This window comes from Streptomyces buecherae, from assembly GCF_014295035.1.
Taxonomy (GTDB): domain Bacteria; phylum Actinomycetota; class Actinomycetes; order Streptomycetales; family Streptomycetaceae; genus Streptomyces; species Streptomyces youssoufiensis.
Window position 1 is genome coordinate 2,160,790 of sequence record NZ_CP060404.1, and the last position, 18,986, is coordinate 2,179,775.

Below are 18,986 nucleotides of genomic sequence, written 5' to 3' on the forward strand. Positions count from 1 at the left end.
CGCCCGTATGGCATCACGGGCGACCCTGTGAAGGCGGTACGGACCGTCAGTTCCGGTCACCCTGGCCGCTGACGAGCGTGCCGATCTTCTCACCCTTCACCGCGCGCGCGATGTTGCCCTCGGCGAGCAGCTCGAAGACGAGGATCGGCAGGCTGTTGTCGCGGCACAGCGTGATCGCCGTGGCATCGGCGACCTTGAGGTCCTGGGTGATGACCTCGGCGTAGCCCAGCGCGTCGAACTTGACCGCGTCCGGGTTGCGCTTGGGGTCCGAGTCGTAGACCCCGTCCACGCCGTTCTTGCCCATCAACAGCGCCTCGGCGTCGATCTCCAGGGCGCGCTGGGCCGCGGTGGTGTCGGTGGAGAAGTACGGCATGCCCATGCCGGCGCCGAAGATCACGACGCGCCCCTTCTCCAGGTGTCGCACCGCACGGAGCGGGATGTACGGCTCCGCCACCTGCCCCATGGTGATGGCGGTCTGGACTCGGGAGTCGATGCCCTCCTTCTCCAGGAAGTCCTGGAGAGCGAGGCAGTTCATGACGGTTCCGAGCATGCCCATGTAGTCCGAGCGGGCGCGGTCCATGCCGCGCTGCTGTAGTTCGGCTCCGCGGAAGAAGTTGCCGCCGCCGATGACGATGGCGATCTCGGCACCGTCGCGGACGACGGCGGCCACCTCGCGGGCGATCTTGTGCACGACGTCTGGATCGACGCCGAGTCCGCCGCCACCGGCGAATGCCTCGCCGGACAGCTTCAGCAGGAACCGGCGGCGCTTGGCACCGTCAGCTTTCGGGTCGGCCTGGTCGGCGTCCAGATTCATGGGAGATCTCCTCGTGCACATACGAAGGAGGCCACTGCCGGGATGGTCCTTGATCGACCTCTACGGCAATGGCCTCCTCGTCACATCTGCGGCCAACCGGTGGACGGCTGGCTGCGTACGACCCTATCGGGGTCGCTGGTCATTCGCTGCCCTGCTTCAACCCTGAGCCGGGCTGAATTCCGGGAACGACTCAGACGCCGACGCGGAAGCGGGCGAAGCGCTTGAGCGAGACGCCGGCCTCGTCCAGGACCTTCTTGACGGACTTCTTGTTGTCCTTGGCGAACGGCTGGTCGAGCAGCACGTTCTCCTTGAAGAAGCCGGTGACGCGGCCCTCGACGATCTTCGGCAGGGCGGCCTCGGGCTTGCCCTCCTCGCGCGCGGTCGCCTCCGCGACGCGACGCTCGTTCTCGACGGTCTCGGCCGAGATCTCCTCGCGGGTGAGGAACTTCGGCGAGAACGCGGCGATGTGCTGCGCGACGTCCTTGGCGACCTCGGCGTTCTCCTGGTCCAGCTCGACGAGCACGCCCACCTGGGGCGGCAGGTCCGGGCTGGTGCGGTGCATGTACGCCGCGACGTAGCCCCCGGAGAACTGGGCGAACCGGTCGAGGACGATCTTCTCGCCGAGCGTGGCGTTGGCCTCGTCCACGTACGCCTGCACGGTCTTGCCGGCCTCGATCTCGGAGGCGAGCAGCGCGGCGATGTCGGCCGGGGCGGTCTTGGCGACGTGCGCGGCGATCGTGTCGGCCACGGCGACGAACTTGTCACCCTTGGCGACGAAGTCCGTCTCGCACTTGAGCTCGACCAGGACGCCGGAGCTCTTGTCGTCGGCGATCAGCGAGACGACGGCGCCGTTGGTGGCGTTGCGGCTCTCGCGCTTGGCCACGCCCTTCTGGCCCTTGACGCGCAGGATCTCGACGGCCTTGTCGACGCTGCCCTCGGCCTCGTCCAACGCCTTCTTGCAGTCCATCATGCCGGCGCCGGTGAGCTCGCGGAGCTTCTTGACGTCAGCGGCGGTGAAGTTCGCCATGGTCTGTGAATCTCTTCTCGAAAGGTCTCGAAAGGTCTCGAAAGATCTGTGATCTTACGGGTGGACGGCGGGGCGTCGCGTCGCGCAACGCCCCGCCGTCACCAACCGTGACGCTGCGACGGAGCGGAGTGGGACCGATCCGTCACGGCGTTCGTCAGGCCTGCTCGGCGTCCGCGGCCGGAGCCTCGGGGGCGGCGGCCTCAGGGGTAGCGGCCTCGGGGGCGGCAACCTCGGCGGCAGCGGCCTCGGCGGGCTTCTCGGCCTCTTCGGCCTTCTTGGCCGTGTCGCCCTCGAGCAGGTCGCGCTCCCACTCGGCGAGCGGCTCACCGGCCGCCTTGTCGGCCTTCACGTCGCCGGTGGCCGCACCGGAGCGGGCGATGAGGCCCTCGGCGACGGCGTCGGCGATGACGCGGGTGAGCAGCGTGACGGAGCGGATCGCGTCGTCGTTGCCGGGGATCTTGTAGTCGACCTCGTCGGGGTCGCAGTTGGTGTCGAGGATCGCGACGACCGGGATACGGAGCTTGCGCGCCTCACCGACGGCGATGTGCTCCTTCTTGGTGTCCACGATCCAGACGGCGCTCGGCACCTTCTGCATCTCGCGGATACCACCGAGGGTCTTCTCCAGCTTGGCCTTCTCGCGCGAGAGGACCAGGAGCTCCTTCTTGGTGAGGCCGGAGGCGGCCACGTCCTCGAAGTCGATGAGCTCAAGCTCCTTGAGGCGCTGGAGGCGCTTGTAGACGGTCGAGAAGTTGGTGAGCATGCCGCCCAGCCAGCGCTGGTTGACGTAGGGCATGCCGACGCGGGTCGCCTGCTCGGCGATGGCCTCCTGCGCCTGCTTCTTCGTGCCGACGAACATGATGGAGCCGCCGTGCGCGACGGTCTCCTTGACGAACTCGTAGGCGCGGTCGATGTACGACAGCGACTGGAGCAGGTCGATGATGTAGATGCCGTTGCGCTCGGTGAAGATGAAGCGCTTCATCTTCGGGTTCCAACGGCGGGTCTGGTGACCGAAGTGGACGCCGCTCTCCAGCAGCTCCCGCATCGTGACGACGGCCATGGCCGTACTCCTTGGATACTCGGTTACCGCGGCGGCCGGGCGGCCGTCGCGCCTGACACCCCGAACGCGCCTGCCACGGAAGGAGACCTTCCGAAGACCGAGGGACGCGGCCACCGGGCTGCCCGAGAGGGACTGATGCGCCGATGGCGGGGCGTGCGAAGTCGACCCGGTCACCCGGATCGCCATGTGAAGTGTACGGGACCGGTGCGCCGGCGGGTGACGGCGTTATCCACAACCCGTGAGTAATCCACCGAAGGTCGTCATGATCCCCGCAGACCGGTGATTTACGGCACGGTCGTCGCATGTCTTACACACCCAAACCCCGCCAAGCCCTGAGCACGGTCCGGCGCGCATGGCGCCGGTTGCGCCCCGGTCGAGTGATCGCCTCCCTCAGGCGCTCGCCGGCGCCGCCACGCACAAGCGGAGTCCGCGCGCGGGGTGCTCCGTTGGTCCGCTGGATCGCGGCGGGTGCGACCGCGATCGGCCTCGCCCTCACGGCCTGTGCCGTGGCGCTGCACGCAGACGCCCGCGCGAGCGAGCGAGGCGACTGGCCCGACACGGAGAACGCCGCTTCGGACCCCTCGCGAGTACGAGTCACCACCGCACAGGCCCGCCCCGGTGAGCGCGCACCTGCACTGGACGGCCCGGATTCGCCTGCCGCCATCCCGCTTCCCGGTGCCCCGGCCCACGTGACCTCCACTCCGTCGGCCGCCCCGCGCCAAGCCCCGTCGCCGGCCAGCGCCTCGGAAACACCTACCGGGCACCTCGGCGCTGCCACCGACCCCTTCCCCCCACCGGTCCCACTCCTGGGTACGTCGCCGCGCGCTGCGACGCCGGCTCCGTCCGCTCCCTTACGGCCCCCGACGGCCCGACAGCCCCGCCCCGTAGCGGACCGTGCCTGGCCGGTGGACGGGGCGGTGGGGGCGCTACGACCCACGGTGCTCCGCGGCTGGGAGCCGCCTCCCGAGCCGTGGGCCGCCGGGCACCGTGGGGTGGACCTCGCGGCACGTGCCGGGCAGCCGGTGCGGGCTGCCGCACCGGGTCGCGTGACGTTCGCGGGCCGGGTCGCCGGGCGAGGAGTGCTCGCCATCGCGGTGTCCAACAGCGGAAGCCCGCCGCTGCGCACGACGTACGAGCCGGTGCGGGCCCTGGTGGCCAAGGGTGACGTGGTGGCGGCGGGGCAGGTGGTGGGTGTGATGGAGGGTGGGCCGTTCCACTGCCAGCCCGGGTGCCTGCACTGGGGACTGCGCCGCGGAGATCGCTATCTGGACCCGCTGTCGCTGATGCCGCCCGCCTTGCTGCGCGGCGGCCCCTCTCGGCTGCTGCCCACGATCGGCGTCCCAGCGACCCCGGCCGCCCCGACTGCTCGGGCCGCCTCGGGTCACCCACGGACTTTCCAGTCCCCGGAGCAGGCCGGCCCACACCGGCACCAACCAATCCGGTACGGCTCCACGCGGGGCCTGGCCCGTTGCGCTTGCCCGCGTGGCCAGCACGAAGAGAGCCAGGGGACCTGCGCCCGTCGGTTGTGCCAGACCACCCGCCCCGTCGCCCCACCGAGGCCACGGCGCAGCCGTCCTCGCGCTGCGGCCGTGGTGCCGGCGGAATGGGCGCATGTTCTGGTCGTGACCGCCGTGGCGGCCTGGGCGCGGCTACGCCTGGGGCGCCGAGCGGCGGCTCAGCCGCACACTCCGCGCAGGGCCGTGGCAACAGCGGCGTCCGTGATACGTCCGGGGTCCTCCGCGGCGCCCAGTTCGATGCGCCGGACGGCCGCGTCGACCACGCCCTGCAACAGCATCGCGGTCAGCCGGGGCTCCTCGTGACCGAGCGCGCCCAGCGCCTCGACCACCATGGCGATCAGCCCACCGTGCGCGGCCCGGATCTTCTCCCGCGCCCCCGCGTCCAGCTCCCCCGCGGAGATCGCCACCACGGCCCGGTGACGTCGGTCGCCCACCAGCGCCAACTGTTGTCGGACGTAAGCCTCGATCTTGGCCTCGGCGGTGTCGGCTCGCTCCATGGCGGCCTCGACCTCGGCCGCCCACACGGGGAAGTCCACGGCACACAGCTCTTCGACCACGGCGGCCCGCGACCGGAAATACTCGTAGACGGACGACCTGGCGAGCCCCGTCCGCTCCGCGAGGGCGGGGAACGTCAGCGCGTCGGTACCGCCTTCAGACAGCAAGGTACGGGCGGCGTCCAGCAGGGCGCCGCGCTGCATCGTCCGGTGCTCGGCCACCGAGGCCGCTCGAATCCTGGGCACTCCTCCACTTTACGTACGTGCGCCACACACCACGACGGAGGAGGGACGATTCAGCGCCCGACGTCGGCCAGTTTCGCACGCAACTGGAGCACGGACTTCGTGTGAATCTGGCTGACACGGCCCTCCGTGACGCCGAGCACCTGCCCGATTTCAGCCAGCGTGAGCCCCTCGTAGTAGTAGAGCGTCACCACGGTCTTTTCCCGCTCCGGCAAGGTGTTGATGGCGCGCGCGAGCAGTCGCCGTAGCTCCCGGTCCTCGGCGACCTCCACCGGGTCGTCAGCGGCCTGGTCCTCCAGCGTGTCGCCGAGGGTGAGTCGATCGCTGCCCTCTCCCCCGACGTGCAGCAACTCCTCCAGAGCCACCACGTTGGCCAGGGACAACTGGCTGAAAACGCCATGCAGTTCTTCGAGGCCGATCCCCATCTCGGCGGCGACCTCCACTTCCGAGGGCGTGCGGCGCAGGGCGGCCTCCAGCGTGGCGTACGCGCGCTCGACCGCCCGGGCCTTCTGTCGGACCGAGCGGGGGATCCAGTCCAGGGCCCGCAGTTCGTCGATCATCGCGCCGCGGATGCGGGTGATGGCATAGGTCTCGAACTTGATGGCCCGCTCGGGGTCGAACTTCTCGATGGCGTCGATAAGGCCGAAGACTCCGGACGACACGAAGTCCGCCTGCTCGACGTTGGCCGGCAGCCCCACACTGACGCGGCCGGCCACGTACTTCACCAGCGGCGAGTAATGCAGGATCAACTGTTCCCGCAGCCTCTCGTCCCCGGTGGCCTTGTAGGAGCGCCACAGTTCTTCGAGGGACGAGGGCGCGGGTGGCCGGACAGCGCCGCGGGCAGCGGGCGGCACCGTCGCGCGTTCAGACCCGGAGGTGTGCTGGGGCATGCGTCGCCTTGAGCCGTTCTGCCGTGACGTGGGTCAGGACGTGTGCCCGCGTCGGAATCCTTGTGAGCGTAGCGTGACTGATACGTCGCAGTGTGCGAGCGACAGGGGCTATGCGATGCGCAGATTCGTTCCGTTCTCCGCACCCCGGAGTTACGGTCGCCAGCGCGGACGGCGACCGCAATGCCGGCTCTACAACGGCGTATACGGTCATCTCCCACACCCTTTCACCCAATTGCCGCAAATCAAGAACCGCCTCGCCGCGAGGTTTTCCCCCGTTGCTCCGGGCGGGCCAACTCCCAACGTTCACCGGTTCGTTGGACGAAGCCGAGGGAGAGCAATTCGTAGAGCCTGGTCAACGTTTCGTCGTGGCTCATCCCCGCGTCCCGGGCCACCGCCCGGGTGTCACTCGTGCCGCGGGCGGGCAACGCTTCCAGCACTTGGGCGGCCGCGGCCTCCAGCAGATCGCGCCCCACGACGGGGCCTTGCCGGCTTGGCGCGAGGTCCCCGATGCTGCCGACCAGCTCGACCACCTCGTCGGCATCGCTCACCAGCAGCGCCTCCCCGCGTAACAGCTCGTGCACGCCGGCGGAGAGTGCGCTGGTCACGGGGCCGGGCACGCCCATCGCGCACCGTCCCAGCCGCTGCGCCCACCGGGCGGTGACCAGGGACCCGCTGCGGTACTGGGCCTCGACGACGACCGTGCCGCGGGTGAGGGCCGCGATGACCCGGTTGCGCAACACGAACCGGCTACGCGTGGGGTGGCTGCCCGGGGGCAGCTCCGCCAACACGAGGCCCTGCTCCGCCACCCTGTCGATCAGCTCCGTGTGGCCACGTGGGTAGGGAACGTTCGCCCCGGAGGCGAGCACGGCGATGGTCGCCCCGTTCGCGCTGAGGGCGCCCCGGTGGACCGCTCCGTCCACCCCGTAGGCCGCCCCGGAGGTCACCACCCAGCCCCGTTCGGCGAGCCCGGCGCCCAGCGTGGTCGCCACGTGCGCCCCGTAGTCGGTGCAGGCCCGCGCGCCGACCACGGCCACCGACCGCAGCGCCCACATCCGCAGCGACGCCGCCCCGCGCACCCACAGCCCCACGGGTCGGGCGTCTTCGAGGTCGTCGAGCTGGCTCGGCCACTCCGCGTCCTCCGGACAGACGAAGCGCCCGCCGAGCGCCTCCATGGCGGCCAGGTCGCCGGCCGGGTCGAGCCGGGCGGCACGGAGCGCGCAGCCGGCGAGGCGTCGGCCACTCGCCCCCGGCGGTGGCGCGTCGGCACCGGTCAGCGCGCGTCGCAGCGCCACGGGGCCGAGCTCGCGCAGCCATCGGCCGACGACCTCGTCCCCCGGCTCCGTCAGCCGGGTCAGCGCGGCTCGGGCCAGCCGCACGTCGTCGTCGACCCGCTGCCTGGCGGCGCCCCCCGTGGCGGGCTCGGGGCGCTGGCTCGGGGCACCGCCCTCCTCGGCGGCCGGGCCCGGGGCCATCACGCGCGTCCCATCGGCTGGGGCACGCCGCGGTTGACGCCGGTGCGCAACTGCAGGGCCTGTGCCACGTCATCCCGCGTCGGCCGGTCGTGGCCGGCCAGGTCTGCCACGGTCCAGGCGACGCGCAACACCCGGTCCAGTCCGCGTGCGGTGAGCACGCCCCGCTCCATGTCGCGTTCCGCCTCGCGCAGCGCTCCCGGTGCCAGCGGCCAGCGTGTGCGCAGCTCGTACCCGGGGACCGCGCCGTTCACCGTCCAGGGCGTTCCGGTGTAGCGCGCGCCGGCCCGCTCCCTGGCCTCATGTACGCGGGCCGCCACCACCGCGGTGTTCTCCGCCCGACCCAGCTCGCCAGCCAGCTCCGCGCGGCTCACCGGTCCCACTCGGACGCGCAGGTCCACCCGGTCGAGGAGTGGGCCCGACAGCCTGGCCTGGTAGCGGCGGATGACGGCGGGCGAACACGCGCACCCGTCCCCAGGCTGCCCGTGCCGCCCGCAGGGGCACGGGTTGGCGGCCAGCAACAGCAGGAACCGGGCCGGCATCCGCATCACCCCGGCCGACCTGGCCACCACCACGTGTCCCGACTCCAGCGGCTGCCGCAGCGCCTCCAAGGCGCGCCCGCTGAACTCGGCGGCTTCATCCAGTTTTCCGGCCTCCCTTTGAGCTGTACGTGATGTCTGCGGCGCCTGTGACTCGTGACGTCCCGGTCTCGTTTTGTGACCGCGATCGGGATGTTCGCCATGTCGCATCAAGTCAGTTCGGAGGGCAAGTGGCACGAAAACTGGTCATGGGTCAGCTCAGGGTGCAGGAAGTGCGGCATCGAGACGGACGGATCTCGTACACGATCGTTGGGGCGAACGGAGACGTCCATGCGGCGGCCGATGGGTACCTGGATGTGTACGCCGGGGCGGGTACGGACAAGACGTACGCCTACGTGCTCGTTGATCACCTGCGGTGGTTGGAGCACGAGGGGCTGGCGCCGGAGACCGTCGCGTTCCGGGATCTACAGAGGTACATGGGGGCGGTCGGGGCCCGTGTCCCGATGCCGTTGGGGACGCCGTGGCGCGTCGGGAAGAAGTCGTACGGCAACAGTGCACTGAAGACTGCGGCCTCGTGCCTGAAGGGCTTCTACCTGCACCATGCCGCGCTGGGGGTGAACGCTGGACTGGCCGAGGATCTGAACTTGCGCCGGATGCCGACCAAGTCCGACCGTCAGCGTTCTCTGCTGGGGCACGTCAAGCGCGATATGCCGTCCAACCCTCTGGCGCCCAAGAGCACGCGCCGTCGGCATCCGAAGATGCTGCCGGAGGGCGCCCGTGAGGTCCTGCTGGACGAGGTCAACTCCGCGCGCGACCGGCTGGTGGTGCAGTGGCTTAGCGACGGGGGCTTCCGCATCGGTGAGCTCTGCGGGCTTCATCTCGCCGACCTCCACTTGCGGGAGGGGGCGGCCTGCGGGGAGTGCCGCACCCCGCACGCCCACGTCTGCCACCGCGACGGTCTGGCCAACGGAGCCAGGGCGAAGACGAAGTACCCGTGGGAGCTGGAGGACGGCGTCATCCGCGGCGGTCTGATCAAGCGGGTCAGCCCTACGATGATCCACGCCTACTTCGACTACATGATGGCCGAGTACCCGCGGGGCGCCGGGCACGGTCAACTGCTGGTCCAGTTGCACGGCGCGAATCGCGGGATGCCCTGGGCTCCCGAGGGGGCCCGCAAGATGATCGGTCGAGCCGCCGTCCGTGGTGGGCTGGGAAGGGTTCGCCCCCACGCATTTCGGCACACTTTTGCCACCTCGGTTCTCGACGCGGCAAACGGGAACCTGGTAGTGGCCCGGGACGCCGGTGGATGGGCCTCGACGGAGGTCGTGGACGAGATCTACGCCCACGTCGACATCCATGACTCGGTCTTCGACGCTGCCCTGCGCACGGTTTGGGGTGAGGGCGCATGACCGGGCAGACACCGCGGCCGCTGCTGCCCGTGGTCGACCACCACGGCGACCGTCGCCGAGTCCGTGACCGCCTGGAGCTGCTCGAAGCCCTCACCCAGGCGCCCACGGTTGACACGTTCTACCGCGATGATCTGATCAGGATCCCGCCGCGCCACGAGGTCTACGGCTGGCAGTGCGCCGTCGAGGTCTGCCGGACGCCGTTCACAACGGGCAAGGACCTGTGCAGCGCCCATCAGACAGATTGGCACCGCGTTCGCCGTGAGCAACCCGACCTGAGCCGGTTCTCCTATGCCCGGACCGCCGGGCCGCTGCACTCCACGGAGTCGACTTCGGAACCGGCCACCTGCCGGATCTGTCCCGAGCGACCGGTAACCAACATGCTCAGGCAGCTGTGTCAGCGCCACATTGGCCGGTGGAAGTTCGCCCTGACCACGGCGCCGGATCTGGACTTCGACGTCTGGCTCGCCGGCGAGGTGCCCTACCCGTCCTACGGCCAGTGCGCCGCGGCGGTCTGTCTGTCCTGGGCCCGCGGCCCGATGAGGCTGTGTTTGGCGCACGAGCGGCAGTACTCGGCCGACGGACGGCCTGGCCAGGCAACGTTGCCCGGCAAATGGTTCGCCTATGAGCAGGTCGGACGCCCGGTCCCGGTGTTCTACGACGACGAGGGCGCCTTCCGGGCCTGGTGCTCGCAGGTGGCGGCCGCGACACGGGCTGGGCAGGTCAACCTCCGGGGGCTTCCTCCGCTGGTCAGGGCCGAGATCCGGTGGGGGATGATCGCGCACGCTCAGCGTTCCCAGCACACCGTGTGGCCGCTGCAGTGGCTCCAGCGGATCGCGGATGCCGCCCGCGCCGAACGGGTCACCTCACTGTTCGACGAGAGTCTGTCCACCTCACGGCTGGCCCGGCGCGGTCAGCTGGTGGTCGAGGAGATCCGTCGCCACCTCCAGCTCGTCTACTTCACCCGGGCCGACAGCAGGGAACTGGGCTACATCGACACCGAGCACTTCGGAGTCCGTTTCCGACACCGTCTCAGCCACTTCGACCTGACCCAGATCTCGCAGCGATGGCTGCGTGACCTGCTCTGGGACCACCTTGCCGCCCGGCTGGATGATCCCGCCGGATCACGCAGCAGCACCCCGTTCGATGCCTGCCGCCGGTCCTGCATCGAGCTGGGTGCGTTCTTGTCCGTCGCCGCGCCGGAAGGCGGGCACGATCCGCGGCTGCTCGGCGAGGAACACATGAAGCGGTTCGTCGCCGATCACCGCAACCGCGCCCGCGAGGGCCTGCCCCACCTGGGAGTCTGCCACCCCTACAAGGACAAGCCCAGCAAGGTCACCGACGTCTCGCTGAAATTCGTGTTCAACTACAGCCGGCTCGTCCTCCGCGAAGCTCTGGACAACGGGCAGGCCGAACGCGTCGGGCTCTCCCGGGCCTTCATCACCGCCCTCCCTCACGGAGGCGGGAACGGGGTGGCCCAGCGCAAACGCAGCCCGTTCAGTGACGATGTCGCGCGAGCCCTGGCCGACGACGCCAACCTGCAACAGCTGACCGTCAGTTACGACTCCCACGACCGCGGGGTGCGCGACGTCTGGGAAACCTTGGTCTTCAGCGGGCGCCGCTGCGGGGAGGTACTCGAACTGCGGCTGGAGTGCATCGGCCGCTACGGGAATCTGCCCCTGCTCTGGCACGACCAGACGAAGGTCGGCAACTACGACGAGGCGATCAGGATCCCCGAGCGGATCTACCAGCGGATCCGTGAACGCCAGCGGATCACACTCGGCAGGTTCGAGGATCGTCACGCTCGCCAGCCCACGCCCGCGGAGCGCAAGCAACTCGCCCTGTTCCCCAGCCATGTCCGCAACCCCATGGGAAACCGCGCGATCTCCTACACCTTCTTCCACTCCTGCTTCTCCCGCTGGATCAACGAGCTGGACCTCGGCTCATGCGTCCCGCACCAGGCCCGCCACACGCTGGCGACCAACCTGCTGCGGCACGGCGCCGGGCTCCACCACATTCGTAAATACCTCGGTCAGGTGTCGGTACGCATGGCCGAGCACTACGCGAAGGTCGCCAGCTCCGAGATCGAGGACGTCCTTCAGCACGTCTGGGTGGCCGGCCCCGGCGCCGCCACACCCGGCAAGCTCCTCGCCTCGCCTAGCGAAGGGATGAGCCGCACGCAGGCGGAAGCCCTGGCCCTGGACCTCTCACGCCGGTCCACCCCGGCCGAGGGCGGGTTCTGCACCTTCCAGCCCGTCGTCGACGGCGGCGAATGCCCCTGGAAACTCAATTGCGAGGGTTGCGACAAGTTCGTCATGTCGGGCGCTGATCTTCTCTACTGGCGCCGCAAGCGTGAGCAGTGGAGATCCATCGCCGAGCGAGCCCCGGACGATGCGACGGCCGACTACCTGCACCAGGTCTTCGAGCCCACTGACCGGGCCATCGACGGGCTGGAGAAGGCCCTGGGCGGTCTCGGTCTCCTCGACCAGGCTCTCGCCCTGGACCTGCGTCGGCCCCAGGACTACTTCGGCCGCATCTGGAGCACCGCGTTCCGGGCCACGGACCTCGCTGCTGCCGCCGAAGACGCCCTCGACACCGACTGGCCCGAGGAGGACGAATGACGACGACAGTGCCCGCGGCCCGCACGTCGAACGCGCTTGAGGCCCGACGCCGCAAAACCCAGGCGGCCTTGGAGCGGATCCAGGCCGTGCTGGAGCAGCTGGCAGGAGCGAAGAGGCCCATCACGATGGCCGCCGTCGCCCGCCAGGCCGATGTCTCCCGCACCTTCCTCTACGAGCACGCCGAAGCCAGGGCTCTCGTCGCGGAAGCGGTCAGCCGGGCTGCCGGCCGCCGCGTCCAGGACCGCCGAGCCGAATCCGAGGCCATCGAGGCTTCCTGGCGGGAACGCGCCCTGAACGCCGAGGAGGCCCTCAAGGCCGCCCACGACGAGATCCGCACGCAACGCGAACGGATCGGCGACCTCCTCGGCCAGGTCAAAGATCTTCAGACCCAGTGGAGCGAAGAGGACATCGTCCGGGTCACCACCGACAACGCCAACCTCACCCGCCGAGCTCGCCGACTAGCGGCCGAGAACAAGTCGCTGACCGACAAGCTCGCCGCCGCCCGCGACAACGTCCGCTTCGCCGACAAGCGCATCGCCGACCTCGAAGTTCAACTCACCGAACGGGAGCTTTCATGACCAGAGCCTGCCGAGACGTTCCACGCCCTCCGAGGCCCGGTCACCGTCGAAACCTCCACCCGATCGAGCGACACCGTCGTGCTCCACATCCCGGACATGTTCGCTATGTTTTCTCCCAGGTCACAGACCCTTCCGCAGCTCGCTCAGCCGGAAAACGTCAGAAAAAGGACCCCGTTGTGGGCCAGCGAAACGGCACCCGGTCGAGGGATGCCGGTGCCTCCGCCCACCAGTGAGGCCATCGTCGCGGAGTGGTGCGGAGCGCAGTACGGCGGTACGTCCAGGAGTGGCTTGCCCGGCGGGAGGACGCCTGCCACGGAGTGCACCGCGGTGACCTCGAGCGCCTCGTCCCGCGTGAGCGGCGGCAACAACCCCGGCAGCCGCTCCGCCAGCATCGTCTTGCCCGCGCCCGGAGGACCCTTGAGATAGATGTGGTGCCCGCCGGCCGCCGCCACCTCCAGGGCCTTACGGGCACCCTGCTGACCTGCCACGTCGGCCATGTCGAGCCGCCGGGCGGGCCCGGCGCGACCGACCGTGCCCGTACCCGCACCGGCGCCCGGCAGCACGAGGCCCGCCAGCATGGGATCGGGCCGCCCCTGGTCCGGCTCCTCCGCCTCCTCGGGCACCGGCGCATCGGTCAGGATGGCCACCAACTGGCGCAGGCTGCGCACGCCCAGCACGGAGACGCCCGGCACCAGCATCGCCTCGGCCGCGGTCTGCTCCGGGACGACGACCTGTCGGTACCCCGCGTCAGCGGCGGCGAGCACGGCCGGCAGCACGCCGCGCACCGGTCGCACCCGTCCGTCCAACCCCAGTTCGCCGATCATCATCAGGTCGGCGATCTCCCGTGGGTCGATGAACTCGGCCGCGGCGAGGACGGCGCAGGCCACTGCGAGGTCGAATCCGCTGCCGGCCTTGGGCACGGAGGCGGGGCTCAGCCCCACCGTGAGCTTCTTCTGCGGCCACTCGGCACCCGAGTTCACGACGGCCGCCCGAACCCGGTCCCGGCTCTCGGACAGGCTCTTGTCCGGCAGCCCCACCAGCGTGAACGCCGCCACGCCCGGCTCCAGATCCGCCTGCACCTCGACCACGACCCCCTCGACGCCGACGAGCGCCACCGAGCACGTGCGAGCGAAGCCCATCAGGACACCCCCCGCACGTGCTCGACGGCCGGCGCGCCACGGTCCGGCAGCCGCACGCCCACCACGTCGATGCGCACCCCGCCGGCCGGCGGCCCGCCGTACCGCTCCAGCCAACGGGCGGCGAGCCGGCGCAGGCGCTCGGCCTTGGCCTGGCCAATGGCGGCCATCGGGTCCTCGTACGCACCCGCTCTGCGGGTCTTCACCTCGCAGATGACCAGCGCGTCGCCGTCCAGGGCCACGATGTCGATCTCGCCCTCGCGGCAGCGCCAGTTGCGCGCCAGGACGAGCATCCCGGCTGCCACCAGACGCCTCACCGCCAGGTTCTCGCCGTAGGCGCCGAGGGCGCGGCGGGCCGACGAGGGGCGGGGTCGATCAGCGGTGGCGGGCCAGGTCCCGGGCACCGGGGGTGGTGGCGCGGGCGGGGCGAGGCTGGGGCGTGGCGCCCCGGCCTCGCTGGGCGCGGGGTGTGCGGGGGATCGTTTCCGGGATGTTCGCGGCATGAGTAGTACCTCCGGCACTGACGGTGCCGGAGGGGTCGCGAACTTTTGGATCTTGGTGGATGACCGGGGTGCTGGGGAAAACTCGCTCACCCATGCGAGTGAAGAAACCTTCGCTCACCGAGTCGACGGGACAGCGGTCAGTTATTGAAACCGGATTCGCCCGAGGTGAGGTCCAGGTCGCTCTTGTTGAGCTCCTCGATGTTCACGTCCTTGAACGTCAGCACCCGTACCTGTTTGACGAAGCGCGCCGGCCGGTACATGTCCCAGACCCACGCGTCCGCCATGGAGACCTCGAAGAAGACCTCGCCCTGGACCGAGTGCACCTGCATCTCGTAGTCGTTGGTGAGGTAGAAACGCCGCTCGGTCTCGATCACGTATTTGAACAGACCGACGACGTCGCGGTACTCCCGGTAGAGCTTCAGCTCCATCTCGGTCTCGTACTTTTCGAGGTCCTCGGCACTCATGGCATGTTCCCCTTCAGCCGTGCGTCCCCCCATTGTGCGTCAGACGCGCTCCGTCTCCAGGACCACCGGCGCGGTAGGGGGGCCCTCGTCGAGCAACGTACGCAGCAGTTCGGCGAGCCTGGTCGGGTACACCGTCTCACGAGTGGCGAACAGTTCTTCGGCGGTCCACCATCGAAGCCCGGCGACGCTGCGCCGCTCCAGGTCGGTCTGACCGGCGGTGCGGGTCCGCGTCTGCTCCGTCCTGGCCAGGTAGTACCACTCGTCCTGGTCCCATCGGCGCCCGTCGAACGGGAAGGAGCACACCCGCTGCCAGATCACCGGGCCCAGTCGTACGTCGGTGATCCCGGTCTCCTCGGCCAGCTCCCGCAGCGCCGCCTGCTCGCGGGTCTCCCCCGCCTCGACGCCGCCACCGGGGGTGAACCACCAGGTGGACGACGGATCGTGTGGCTCGTATCCGTGCATCAGCAGGATGCGGTCGTCGGGGCCCAGCAGGATCACCCTCGCGACCTTGCGCAGTCCGGGCCCGGCCGAGCCCTCCCGTATGCCGTCAGCCACCGTTCTTCGCCGTTCCTTCCCTGCCCCGTCCGGGCCGGCCCGCACCGTCGCCTCGCGCCGGTCTGCTTCCCGGAGCCTGCGCGCCCGGCGCCGCCGTTCCGTGCTCCGTGCCGCTGGCCCTCGTGCCCGCCCCGCGTCCGGGGGGCGTCCGCTGGGTGGGCGGCGCGGCCCCGGTGCCGCGCGGGGCGCCGCTCCGTGCCCCGTGCTCCGTGCCCCGTGTGGCGCCGCTACGTGGCTTGCCCTTGCCGCCCCTACGGTTCGCGATCGGGCCGTAGGCGGCCCCTCCGAGGATGAGTACGGCGCCGGCCACCACCATGCCGGTGATCAGGCTCAGCGGCCCGCGCTGCGAGACCCCGCCCGGCAGCTCGTCGAAGCCCGACGCCTGCTCCAACATCCCCAGGGAACCCAGGGGCCAGACCGCCGCCTCCACCCGCGCTTGGACGGCGGTCCGCGGTACGGCGCCCTGGTCGCCGTCTGCCAGGTGGCCTCGGGAGTCGACCGAGGTGTCCCGGTTGTCGCCGAGCAGGAAGAGCTGGTCCCGGGGCACCGTCGCGGAGAACACGGTCGGCGAGGCCGGGCCCTGGCGCTCCAGGTACGGCTCCTCGATGGCCTTGCCGTTGACCGTGAGGCGCCCCTGCTTGTCGCAGCAGGCGACCTTGTCGCCACCGACCCCGACCACGCGCTTGACCATCGGCAGGTCGCTCCACACCTGGTCGCGGAAGACGACGACGTCCCCCCGGCGCACGTCGTCGCCGTCAACGCGCTCGGCGAGGACCCGATCGTCCTTGGCGATGGTCGGTGCCATGGAGTCGGTGGGCACGGCGTACGGCTTGTACAGCACGGCGCCCCAGGCGAAGCCGCCGAGGAAGAGCACGCAGCCAAGTGCCACCGCCAGCCCCGACACCACGCTGCCGCGACGGCTGTGGCCGTCGCTCGTCCGTCGTGGTCCGCCCATTCCACTCCCCTGTCACCCGCCGGCGCTCCGTACGAGCCGCCCCGTGCCCCGATCGCGCCGGACGCCCCGTACGGACTCCGCAGCGGCTCCGTGCGCGCGGCGGGGCGGACCCGGCACTCAAGCCAGCACGGGTCCGCACCTTACCCGGCGGTATGGGCGCCGTCAGCTCTTCAGTTCCGCCTTCTTGATCAGCCGGCGCCTGCGCCACAACACCAGGGGCAGGGCGCCGGCGAACCCGGCGATCGTCGGCGTCATCGACGCCGCCGCGCTCAGCCCGGGCTGGTCGAAGGTGTCCGGAACCGGCAGCGTGCCCCAGCGGTTGATCGGCCACGCCTTGACGATCGCCCGGCCCACGACCTCGTCGTTCGACACGGTGCCGTTGTCCAGGTTCTGGTGGTAGCGGGAGTCGAGGGAGTCCTGACGGTGGTCGCCCATGACCCAGATCCGGCCCTCGGGCACGTGGATCGGGCCGAACTCCTTGTCACCGCACGGAGTGTCGCCAGGGAAGATGTACGGCTCGTCCAGCGCCTTGCCGTTGACCTTGACCGGGCCGTCGTTCTTGCACTCGACCGTGTCGCCACCGACCGCGATCACGCGCTTGATCAGGTCTTTCTCCTCCGCCGACGGCATCAGGCCGATGAAGCTGAGGACCTTCTGCATGCCTTCGGCGATCGGTCCCGAGTCGGACTGCGGCGCCTCGTCCAGCCAGCCGCCCGGGTCGTGGAAGACGACGACCTCGCCGCGCTCGGGCTCCGAGCCGAACCACGGCGTGAGCTTGTCGACCAGCACCCGGTCGCCGCGCTGCAGGGTGTGCTGCATCGAGTCGGAGGGAATGGAGAACGCCTGCACCAGGAACGTCTTGATCAGCAGTGCGAGCAGCAGCGCGATACCGACGAGGAGCGGTAGCTCCTTCCAGAAGGAACGGTGCTTCGCGCGCCGGGCCCGCGCGCGCTGCTCCTCCTCGCTGGGCTCGGCGGCCGCGGTGCTGGCCTGACCGTCGGCGGGCCCCCCGGGGGTGCCCGGCTCGGCCACGGCGTCCTCCGGCTCGGTGCCCTGGGCGCCGCGCGGGCGGGCCACGTCGTCGCCGTCCGGCCCCGCACCGTCGCGGTGCTGCCGGGCCTCCTGGCCGGGCCCACCGAGACCGTCGCCCCGACCCGCGTCGTACGGGGTCTCGGCCTCGGACGCCCCGTTCACGGGTGACTCACCGGGGTGCTCGGGCCGCCTCTCGGGCTCTTCGTGTCCGGATCGTGCGCCGACCGCCAAATCCCCCACATCCACTCCTCTTGCCGCGCTGCCGCCTGCCCCAGGTTCGACGCAGGCCCACCAACCCCATAACGAGCGGGAGTTCCGCAAGGGTCGGGAGATGGGTCAATCCCTGCGCTTCCGGAGAAAGCGCAGAGCCGGAAGACACACTATGCGGAGCCCCGACCGCCTGGGATGGAGCGTCACTCGCGTCGCCTACGGAGGCGAAGGTTTCCGGCTCTTCCAGCCGCCGCCAGTGACCGATCGGCCAGGCGATGACCACGGCCTTCCCGACGACCAGGTCCTCGGAGATCGTGCCACGTGCCTCGTCGTCGAGGTGGTAGCGCGAGTCGGCCGAGTTCGACCGGTGGTCGCCCATGACGAAGATACGCCCCGGGGGCACCCGCACCGTGAACTTCAGCTTCGACGGCGCATTGTCCGGGTGGACGTACGGCTCGTCGATGGGGGTGCCGTTGACGGTGATCCGGCCGTCCTTGTCGCAACAGCGCACCGTGTCACCGCCGACGGCCACGACGCGTTTGATCAGATCCTGTTCGTCAGCGGATGGCAGTAGTCCGATGAACGTCAGGAACTGCTTGGCCTGCTTGATGCCCACGGGGGCGTCGTCACTGGGCTTGTGCTCGTTTTCCAGCCATCCTCCGGGATCCTTGAAGACCACGACGTCGCCGCGCTCGGGCTTGGCGCCGAACCAGGGCGTGAGCTTGTCCACGAGCACCCGGTCGCCGATCTTGATGGTCTGTTCCATGGAACCGGAGGGGATCACGAACGCCTGTACCAGGAAGGTCTTCAGCACCAGAGCGATGAGCAGCGCCACCGCGACGAGAAGCGGTATCTCGCGCAGCGTCGAGCGGCGCCGCCGGCGTCTGACGCGGCGGGCCGCCTTGCGTCGCTCGGCCCGACCGCCCGACTGGCGCGGCGACGGTCGCTCCGTGTCACCCTCGTGTGCCGTCGCGGGCTCCGTCAGCTCGCCGTCGAGCGCTACGGGGCCCGCGCCAGGCCCCGTGCCGAGATCCGTCGTGTCGTCGACCGCGACGGCCGGCCGCGCGGTGCGCGGCGGTGCCCCTACGCCCTGGGGCCCCGACGGGGCGGGCGCGTGCCGGGCCGGTGCCGTGTGGGAGCCGTGCTGCCCGGGGGCTGTGGGCGGTGGGTGGGCGGGTGCTCCGTAGGGCGGGGTGGGCGCTCCGTAGCCGCCCGGCGCCGCCGCTTGCGGTGGGCGACCGCGCGCCTGGTACGGGGCCACGGGCGGGGCGGTGGGCGCACCCCTTGGGGCAGCCCCGTGTGGGCCCGCGCCGGCTGCTCCGCGCTCGGGGCTCCAGGCGTCGCGCCGGGGCCCCGTAGGGTCGGCTCCCGGGTTCTGGCCGGAGGCCACGCCGGTGGGCGCCCCGGGCCCCGTGCCCTGGGCGGGCTCCGCTCCGTAGCCTTCCGCTCCGTGGCCCCGTGCTCCCTGCCCCGTGG

The 18,986-nt window shown here is 70.6% G+C and carries 14 protein-coding genes and 4 pseudogenes; 4 read left to right on the plus strand and 14 right to left on the minus strand.

All coding sequences use genetic code 11. From position 1 onward, the window contains the following. Window positions 1–46: 46 nt before the first annotated feature. The 3 genes from pyrH to rpsB all read right to left on the minus strand — a co-directional run bounded on the left by pyrH (window position 47) and on the right by rpsB (window position 2,898). On the minus strand, window positions 47–814 hold the full coding sequence (pyrH, locus tag H7H31_RS07835) for a UMP kinase (RefSeq protein ID WP_187062479.1): 768 nt from the start codon (window positions 812–814) through the stop codon (window positions 47–49). Window positions 815–1,004: 190 nt separating this feature from the next. After that, window positions 1,005–1,841, minus strand: coding sequence for a translation elongation factor Ts (gene tsf, locus H7H31_RS07840; RefSeq protein WP_187062480.1), 837 nt, complete (start codon window positions 1,839–1,841; stop codon window positions 1,005–1,007). A gap of 154 nt (window positions 1,842–1,995) precedes the next feature. Beyond that, a complete protein-coding gene (rpsB, locus tag H7H31_RS07845; RefSeq protein ID WP_187062481.1) occupies window positions 1,996–2,898 on the minus strand; it encodes a 30S ribosomal protein S2 in 903 nt (300 codons plus the stop codon). Window positions 2,899–3,560: 662 nt separating this feature from the next. Here rpsB and H7H31_RS34930 point away from each other — a divergent pair. Continuing rightward, window positions 3,561–4,259, plus strand: a pseudogene (locus tag H7H31_RS34930) (M23 family metallopeptidase); the annotation flags it as partial. Between the two features lie 314 nt (window positions 4,260–4,573). On the opposite strand, the gene H7H31_RS07855 reads toward H7H31_RS34930, so the two are convergent. The 4 genes and pseudogenes from H7H31_RS07855 to H7H31_RS07870 form a co-directional block, all read right to left on the minus strand. Then, window positions 4,574–5,131, minus strand: a complete 558-nt coding sequence (locus H7H31_RS07855; protein WP_176166462.1) for a TetR/AcrR family transcriptional regulator — start codon at window positions 5,129–5,131, stop codon at window positions 4,574–4,576. A 74-nt stretch (window positions 5,132–5,205) separates the two neighbouring features. Beyond that, window positions 5,206–6,042 carry an RNA polymerase sigma factor WhiG gene (gene whiG / locus H7H31_RS07860; protein ID WP_187062482.1) on the minus strand — a complete coding sequence of 279 codons (837 nt, stop codon included), beginning with the start codon at window positions 6,040–6,042 and terminating at the stop codon, window positions 5,206–5,208. A 242-nt stretch (window positions 6,043–6,284) separates the two neighbouring features. Beyond that, window positions 6,285–7,514 (minus strand): DNA-processing protein DprA, encoded by a 1,230-nt coding sequence (gene dprA, locus H7H31_RS07865; protein WP_187062483.1) that lies wholly within the window; start codon window positions 7,512–7,514, stop codon window positions 6,285–6,287. Beyond that, window positions 7,514–8,161, minus strand: a pseudogene (locus tag H7H31_RS07870) (ATP-binding protein); the annotation flags it as partial. The gene dprA and the pseudogene H7H31_RS07870, both read right to left, overlap by 1 nt. Window positions 8,162–8,280: 119 nt before the next feature. On the opposite strand from H7H31_RS07870, the gene H7H31_RS07875 reads away from it, so the two are divergent. From H7H31_RS07875 to H7H31_RS07885, 3 genes are read left to right on the plus strand one after another with little or no spacing between them, the layout of a single operon-like run. Then, the gene (locus tag H7H31_RS07875; RefSeq protein ID WP_232109733.1) at window positions 8,281–9,459 is read left to right on the plus strand and encodes a tyrosine-type recombinase/integrase; all 1,179 of its coding nucleotides are present in this window, start codon (window positions 8,281–8,283) and stop codon (window positions 9,457–9,459) included. Next, window positions 9,456–12,077 carry a tyrosine-type recombinase/integrase gene (locus H7H31_RS07880; protein ID WP_187062484.1) on the plus strand — a complete coding sequence of 874 codons (2,622 nt, stop codon included), beginning with the start codon at window positions 9,456–9,458 and terminating at the stop codon, window positions 12,075–12,077. Before H7H31_RS07875 ends, H7H31_RS07880 begins: the two co-directional genes overlap by 4 nt. Continuing rightward, the gene (locus H7H31_RS07885; RefSeq protein ID WP_187062485.1) at window positions 12,074–12,655 is read left to right on the plus strand and encodes a DUF6262 family protein; all 582 of its coding nucleotides are present in this window, start codon (window positions 12,074–12,076) and stop codon (window positions 12,653–12,655) included. The genes H7H31_RS07880 and H7H31_RS07885 overlap by 4 nt, the downstream gene beginning before the upstream one ends. 158 nt (window positions 12,656–12,813) lie before the next feature. Here H7H31_RS07885 and H7H31_RS07890 read toward each other — a convergent pair. From H7H31_RS07890 to lepB (H7H31_RS33770), 7 genes and pseudogenes are all read right to left on the minus strand, one after another. Continuing rightward, window positions 12,814–13,794, minus strand: a pseudogene (locus tag H7H31_RS07890) (ATP-binding protein); the annotation flags it as partial. Then, a complete protein-coding gene (locus H7H31_RS33765; RefSeq protein WP_269475468.1) occupies window positions 13,794–14,195 on the minus strand; it encodes a YraN family protein in 402 nt (133 codons plus the stop codon). The pseudogene H7H31_RS07890 and the gene H7H31_RS33765, both read right to left, overlap by 1 nt. 236 nt (window positions 14,196–14,431) lie before the next feature. Beyond that, window positions 14,432–14,758, minus strand: a complete 327-nt coding sequence (locus H7H31_RS07900; RefSeq protein WP_176164363.1) for a DUF2469 domain-containing protein — start codon at window positions 14,756–14,758, stop codon at window positions 14,432–14,434. A gap of 39 nt (window positions 14,759–14,797) precedes the next feature. After that, window positions 14,798–15,313 (minus strand): NUDIX hydrolase, encoded by a 516-nt coding sequence (locus H7H31_RS07905; protein WP_187060178.1) that lies wholly within the window; start codon window positions 15,311–15,313, stop codon window positions 14,798–14,800. A gap of 238 nt (window positions 15,314–15,551) precedes the next feature. Next, window positions 15,552–16,268: pseudogene (gene lepB, locus H7H31_RS07910) on the minus strand (signal peptidase I); the annotation flags it as partial. Window positions 16,269–16,430: 162 nt separating this feature from the next. Then, window positions 16,431–17,540 (minus strand): signal peptidase I, encoded by a 1,110-nt coding sequence (lepB, locus tag H7H31_RS07915; protein ID WP_372456022.1) that lies wholly within the window; start codon window positions 17,538–17,540, stop codon window positions 16,431–16,433. After that, complete coding sequence (gene lepB / locus H7H31_RS33770) at window positions 17,470–18,495, minus strand: signal peptidase I (protein WP_222624827.1); 1,026 nt, start codon at window positions 18,493–18,495, stop codon at window positions 17,470–17,472. The genes lepB (H7H31_RS07915) and lepB (H7H31_RS33770) overlap by 71 nt, the downstream gene beginning before the upstream one ends. Between the last annotated feature and the right edge of the window lie 491 nt (window positions 18,496–18,986).